6 protein-coding genes and 2 pseudogenes are annotated in these 5,639 nt (G+C 59.5%); 6 read left to right on the top strand and 2 right to left on the bottom strand.

Annotated elements, in window-relative coordinates; all coding sequences use genetic code 11:
* Positions 1–111 precede the first annotated feature (111 nt).
* Positions 112–293 (bottom strand): annotated as a pseudogene (locus GEV05_30215) (Rieske 2Fe-2S domain-containing protein).
* An 82-nt stretch (positions 294–375) separates the two neighbouring features.
* Positions 376–765, bottom strand: a complete 390-nt coding sequence (locus GEV05_30210) for a hypothetical protein (GenBank protein MPZ47558.1) — start codon at positions 763–765, stop codon at positions 376–378.
* 483 nt (positions 766–1,248) lie between these two features.
* On the opposite strand from GEV05_30210, the pseudogene GEV05_30205 reads away from it, so the two are divergent.
* The 6 genes and pseudogenes from GEV05_30205 to GEV05_30180 all read left to right on the top strand — a co-directional run.
* Positions 1,249–1,545, top strand: a pseudogene (locus GEV05_30205) (hypothetical protein).
* A 106-nt stretch (positions 1,546–1,651) separates the two neighbouring features.
* On the top strand, positions 1,652–1,909 hold the full coding sequence (locus GEV05_30200) for a transposase (protein ID MPZ47557.1): 258 nt from the start codon (positions 1,652–1,654) through the stop codon (positions 1,907–1,909).
* A gap of 174 nt (positions 1,910–2,083) precedes the next feature.
* Positions 2,084–3,331: a tyrosine-type recombinase/integrase gene (locus GEV05_30195; GenBank protein ID MPZ47556.1), complete on the top strand. Its 1,248-nt coding sequence runs from the start codon at positions 2,084–2,086 to the stop codon at positions 3,329–3,331.
* The gene (locus tag GEV05_30190; protein ID MPZ47555.1) at positions 3,325–4,230 is read left to right on the top strand and encodes a tyrosine-type recombinase/integrase; all 906 of its coding nucleotides are present in this window, start codon (positions 3,325–3,327) and stop codon (positions 4,228–4,230) included. The genes GEV05_30195 and GEV05_30190 overlap by 7 nt, the downstream gene beginning before the upstream one ends.
* Complete coding sequence (locus GEV05_30185; GenBank protein ID MPZ47554.1) at positions 4,227–5,249, top strand: tyrosine-type recombinase/integrase; 1,023 nt, start codon at positions 4,227–4,229, stop codon at positions 5,247–5,249. The genes GEV05_30190 and GEV05_30185 overlap by 4 nt, the downstream gene beginning before the upstream one ends.
* Positions 5,250–5,390: 141 nt before the next feature.
* On the top strand, positions 5,391–5,639 hold a 249-nt coding region (locus GEV05_30180; protein MPZ47553.1), incomplete at its 3' end, for an IS3 family transposase.

Raw genomic sequence — 5,639 nt, 5'->3', positions numbered from 1 at the left:
TAGAAGCTTGATTCCCGCTCCAATATCTCTCGTCGCTAACCCGACGGCGCCTCGTTCCGACCGTGAATTCCAAACCGGCCAATTGCTACGAAATTCGCGCCGGCGCTGACAACCTTCGGCAAGCGGACCGCCATAGTGCGTACAGACGCCCCGATGGCGAAGAGCTCGTCGCCATGGCGGACCAGGATCACTGGTTCGTCCTTTACATGCCCGAGGAGCATTGCGTCTTCGGCAAGAGTCGAAAGTACTACGCCTTGCGTGAGGTCGGGTCCTTGGCGTTTCCCTTCACTCATATCATTTCCATCCAGTCGATCGCCGTCGGCATCTTGCGTCATCCGGTCTGGCGGCAAGACATGAAACGCGAGTAGATTACCTTTACTTGATCTCCTCAATAGCGAATCGGTGATAGCGGTGCGCAAGATCGAATGGCACGCGCCTTACCACTTTCATCGCCCGCTCAGCCTCGGCATCGGACAGTGCATGGATCAACAGGAAAGTACTTCCCCGCTTGGCCGCATCAAGGTGCCGGCCGATCATTTCATCGGCCATGCCTAGCTTAGCCAACCAACCGGAGCCGTCGAGTTGAGCCTGGACAGATGGGATCACTTCGTCGCCCCGGATCAGCTTACAGTCTGCCTCGTCATAACCGCCGGTAAATACGTCGCGCTGCACCTGCTCGGCGAAAGCACGCTCGGGAAATGCCACGACGATCCATCCCGTGGGGTAAAAGATTCCGAAACTCGTGTGAAGATCTGATTCGTCCATGTTTGCTCTCCGCCAGTTTCTTCACTCGCCTTAGCGCAGACGCCTAATGTAGCTGAAGGCAATGAGCAGCATAAGCCAGCCGGCGGAACAACGTTGTTGCAGGAATCCGATCAATAGCTAGACATATGTACAAAGTTGTCTGCGATATATCGCCCCGCGAGCTGACTTTTCCGCACGGCACTTGGCTCGATCGCTGCCATGCCATTGATTTCGGGATCGACGGGACGGATAACCCGCTTGCCTTTGCCGCCGCGATAGCAGTCGAACTCGCCTGAGTAATCAGGTCGAGCGGTCTTGCTCAGCGCTATTGGGCGTACCATCACGGGAACGCAGGATGAGTGCATCTAATGGGCGAACCTTCAAACAAACAGAGCCCGCGGGATTGTCATGTCCGTATCGAGCGCACCTATGCTGCCTGTATCGAACGATGCGGATCTTGCGCACCGCATCTGCCACGAGAACCAATCGGCCTTCGAGATACTGATGCGGCAATACAACGCGCTCGTCGTTCCCTCGTTCAGCGTCGCACAAGATATGAAGGGGATGGACATGGAACGCAAGGATCAGAACGCGAGCAAGGGTAAGGCGGTTCACAAGCCCACCGGCGTCGCGAAAAAACTCGATGCAAAGGCTGGCACCGCAACGGTCGCGCACGACCCGGTAAAGAGCATCAATTGGCTGGCAATGACGATGACCTTCAAGGTGAAGGACCAGGCGACGCTCGCCAAGCTCGGCGTCGGCAAGAAGGTCGAGTTCGAATTCGAGCAACGAGGAAAGGAGCAGATCAGAGGTGGCTCGGTTTATTCGGACACGAAATGGGTTCTGGTTAAGTGGATGAACTGCTCTATCGTAGCGGCAGCGATGCCGATTTTGAGGAGCAGTCACCATGACGAAACGTTCACGCAGGAACCACTCAGCGAAGTTCAAAGCTCGAATTGCCTTGGAGGCATTGAAGGGCGATTCAACCCTCGCCGAGCTCGCCTCACGCCACGGCGTACACGCCACCCAGATCGCGACGTGGCGCAAGCAGCTCCTTGAGCACGCCGGCGAGGTCTTCGAGAACGGCAACCCCGTTGCCGAGGATGCCGAGCGTCGGATTCGCGATCTGCAAGCCAAGGTGGGAGAGCTCACCATGGAGCGCTAATGCGGTGCACCGCATTAGCGCTCTAATGCAGCGCGTATTGTTATGCACACTGCGTGATTGGCAGCGGTTCTAAACTGCTGCTGATTCAACTGCATATGGCATGAGGGCAAGCATCGCCACTCCGCATAATCTTGTTGGCCATTGGGCCTGAGATTACGACCGACGGAGGCTGTCATGCTTGAGCAATTCTTCCATTCCCGATCGCGCATCCGCGCACTGCGTGGTTGTTCGGACGGGACGCTGCTCGACGGGTTTGCGCAGGCGCTGTGGGAGGTGGGCTACGCGGAATATACGGCCCGCAAACGTATCCTAGCCGCGTCGCATCTGCTTTGTTGGGCAGGCGCTAAAGGGATACCCAGCGACGAACTCGACATGCGCATGTTGGCGCGCTTCGATGATCATCTCAAGCGGTGCAAATGCAAAGGATTCACCCACACGGATCGGGCGGATTGGTTGTGCGCCGCGCGTTCTTTCTTGGGATACCGGTGCGGTAACGGTGTCGCGCCCTGGCGCACGAGCGCACTTGAGAATGTGCTGCCGGCATTGCTTCAACAGTTCTTCGCGTGGATGCGCGAACAGCGCGGGACAGGGCCATCGACGCTCAATAGCTACCGGGCGCCACTTCGGGCGCTATTGAAGCGCATCGGTGAAGACCCGGGCAAGCTTGATGCACCGATTCTGCGCCGATTCATCCTGGAGCAAAGTCAACGTATGGGTGCGGGCTCAGCGAAGAATTGCGCGAGTGCGGTACGCATGTTCCTGCGCTTCTTGATCACGCAAGGCCTGTGCCGAAGTGGGCTAGACGCCGCTGTGCCTGTCTTGGCCCATTGGCGGCTCGCACCCTTACCACGTTATCTGCAATCGGATGAGGTGGAACGTGTCATCGCCTCATGCATCCCATCCTCACCCATCGGCAGACGCAATCGAGCCATTGTGCTTCTGCTTGCGCGCTTGGGGCTGCGAGCGGGCGATGTCGTCCGGTTACGCCTTGGGGACATCAACTGGAAAGACGCCTCGATATCGGTCAGCGGCAAGAGTAGACGCGAGACCCGGCTGCCGTTGAGCCAGGAGGTCGGCCAAGCCATCGTGGATTACCTACAGCACGGGCGACCGCACGCGCAAAGCGATGCGCTGTTTCTGCGCTCGGTCGCGCCGTTTACGGCGTTTAGGAGTCCCGCGAACGTTGGGCTCATCGTCAAAGACGCGATAGCGCGCGCCGGCGTGGCGTGCCCGCGCGGGGGCGCGGCTCATGTGCTCCGGCACTCAGTCGCAACCGCGATGCTGCGACAGGGAGCATCTCTGCAAGACATCGCTGCCCTGCTGCGGCACCGCTCGGTTGAAACCACGCAGATTTGCGCGAAGGTCGATGTCACTGCGCTTGATCGCATCGCTCAGCCTTGGCCGGAGGTGCGGCCATGCTAATTGATGCTGTCCAGTCCTACCTTGCGCTTCGCCGTGCTTGCGGATTCAAACTCCGCTACCAGGAATATCGCTTGCGACACTTCGCCCAATTCTCGATGGCGCGCGGCAAGACCTACGTATGTTCGCAAACCGCCATCGAGTGGGCAGCGCTCGCGCGTTCCGTCGAGCAACGCAAGCGTCGGTTACGCGATGTCATCCAATTCGCACGCCATGTTCGTGCCGAGAATCCGCTGCACGAACTTCCGCGCGCTGCATTTGGGCGGAGCAGTTGGCGTCGGCCAACACCATACATTTACTCGCGCGAAGAAATCGAGCGGCTGATCCGGTCAGCCCGTGAGCACGGTTGCAGCGATCAGAAAGACACCTACGGCACGCTCTTCGCCTTAATCGCATGTACAGGTCTTCGCGTCTCCGAGGCGTTGCAACTGCGCTTGAGCGACCTCACGCTAGACGGGCTGGTGATCCGTTCATCCAAGTTCAGAAAGACCCGCCTCGTTCCCCTGCACGACAGCGCCCGGACGGCGCTCAAGCGCTTTATTGAACGACGACGCGGCTCCGCGCAGGCCGACGATCCCGTATTTGTATCGGCGACGTGCTCACCCCTACCACTCTGGGAGGTGGAGCACATGTTTCACGTCACCGCGACCAAGGCAGGATTGCCACGTGGGCCGTCACGCCCGCGGGCGACGCTGCATGGGCTGCGACATACGTTCGCCGTCAGAGCCTTGGAGAGTTGTCCGGACGGCCGCAATCGCATCACGCAACACATGGTGGCGCTGTCGACTTACCTCGGCCACGCGAAACTCGCCGGCACCTACTGGTACCTCGAAGCAACCCCGCTGCTCATGCGAGATATCGCCGAGCGCTTCGAAAGGTTCGCCATCGGAGAGCGGTCATGACCACCCCGATCGCACCGCATATCAGCGCGTTCCTGCAGCAGCGCCTAAGCCTTGAACGGCGTGCAAGCCCGCACACCTGTGACTCGTATGCCTACGCATTCAAGCTCTTATTTGAATTCGCGAGCGAGCGCCTGAAGATCGTACCCTCGGCGCTGCAGCTCGAACAGCTTGACGCACCCCTGATCGCCGCGTTCTTGAATCATCTCGAGACGGCGCGCAGCAATGGACCCAGCTCACGAAACACGCGCCTCGCCGCCATCAAATCCTTCATGCACTTCATGTCCTACCGGGTGCCCTCAGCCATGGAACAGATTCAACGCATCTTGGCGATTCCGCTCAAACGCACCGATACCCGTCTGGTCAAGCACCTCACGATGCAGGAGATGCAATCGATCCTCGACGCACCCGTACCGGATCACCGAGACGGTATCCGCGATCGGGCCATGCTGCATCTGTGCTTTGCTGCCGGGCTTCGGGTCTCTGAGCTGATCGGCGTGCGTATCCAGGATGTGACGCTCCAGCCTCACGCCAGCATCCTCATCCGCGGCAAAGGCCGAAAGGAGCGCTCGCTCCCCCTTTGGAAGGAAACAGCCTCGGCGTTACGCGCATGGCTTGCGGCGCGGGAAAGTGCGTTCGCCCCGGAGGTATTCGTTAATGCGCGCGGCGAAGCCATGACGCGCTCCGGCTTCGAGTACATTCTGCGCAAGCATGTCGAGACGGCTACGAAGCGTTGTAGCTCGCTCTCGCAGAAACACATCTCTCCCCATGTGCTTCGACACACCTGCGCGCTTGCGATTCTGCAGTCGGCCAAAGACTTGCGGAAGGTCGCCCTGTGGCTGGGGCACGCGCATATTCAAACCACCGAGATGTACACGCGCGCCGATCCATCAGTGAAGCTCGAAGCGCTTGAGTCCGTCATGGCGCCTAAGCTTCGCTCGGGACGATTCAGGGCGACCGATCAATTGATTGCCTCGCTTAGGGCCGGTACCGTAATGCGTAGACAACGACCTACGAACTAGCCTGCAATCAGGACCTTGGCGCATCGCGCAACGCATAACAATGCGCTCTGCATTAGAGCGCGATTTTTTGTCCGGAGCGCTCGGGAGATTCGGCCTCCCGAGCGCAAAGCGCTGATCGACCGACAAGGCGAGGTGACGATCATGCGCCAGTGCGAACTGCTCGATCTGTCCCGATCGAGCGTGTACTACCAACCTCAGCCGATCTCGGCCGCCGATCTGGCGCTCATGCGCCGCATCGACGAGCTGCATCTTGCCCACCCTTTCTTCGGCTCTCGCCGGCTCGCCCGCATGCTCGAGCGCGCGGGCGTAGCGGTCGGCCGGCTTCACGTCGCCACCCTCATGCGCCTGATGGGCATCGAGGCGATCTACCGCAAGAAACGAACCTCGATT

It is taken from the genome of Betaproteobacteria bacterium (assembly GCA_009377585.1).
Taxonomy (GTDB): domain Bacteria; phylum Pseudomonadota; class Gammaproteobacteria; order Burkholderiales; family WYBJ01; genus WYBJ01.
Note: the sequence above shows the minus strand (reverse complement) of the source record. Positions and strands in the feature narration are given on the sequence as shown.

Excerpts from the sequence above, each read along its gene's own strand:
- GEV05_30185 (MPZ47554.1), top strand. The coding sequence starts at position 4,227 with ATGACCACCCCGATCGCACCGCATATCAGCGCGTTCCTGCAGCAGCGC.
- GEV05_30200 (MPZ47557.1), top strand. The coding sequence starts at position 1,652 with ATGACGAAACGTTCACGCAGGAACCACTCAGCGAAGTTCAAAGCTCGA.
- GEV05_30195 (MPZ47556.1), top strand. The coding sequence starts at position 2,084 with ATGCTTGAGCAATTCTTCCATTCCCGATCGCGCATCCGCGCACTGCGT.
- GEV05_30190 (MPZ47555.1), top strand. The coding sequence starts at position 3,325 with ATGCTAATTGATGCTGTCCAGTCCTACCTTGCGCTTCGCCGTGCTTGC.
- GEV05_30210 (MPZ47558.1), bottom strand. The coding sequence starts at position 765 with ATGGACGAATCAGATCTTCACACGAGTTTCGGAATCTTTTACCCCACG.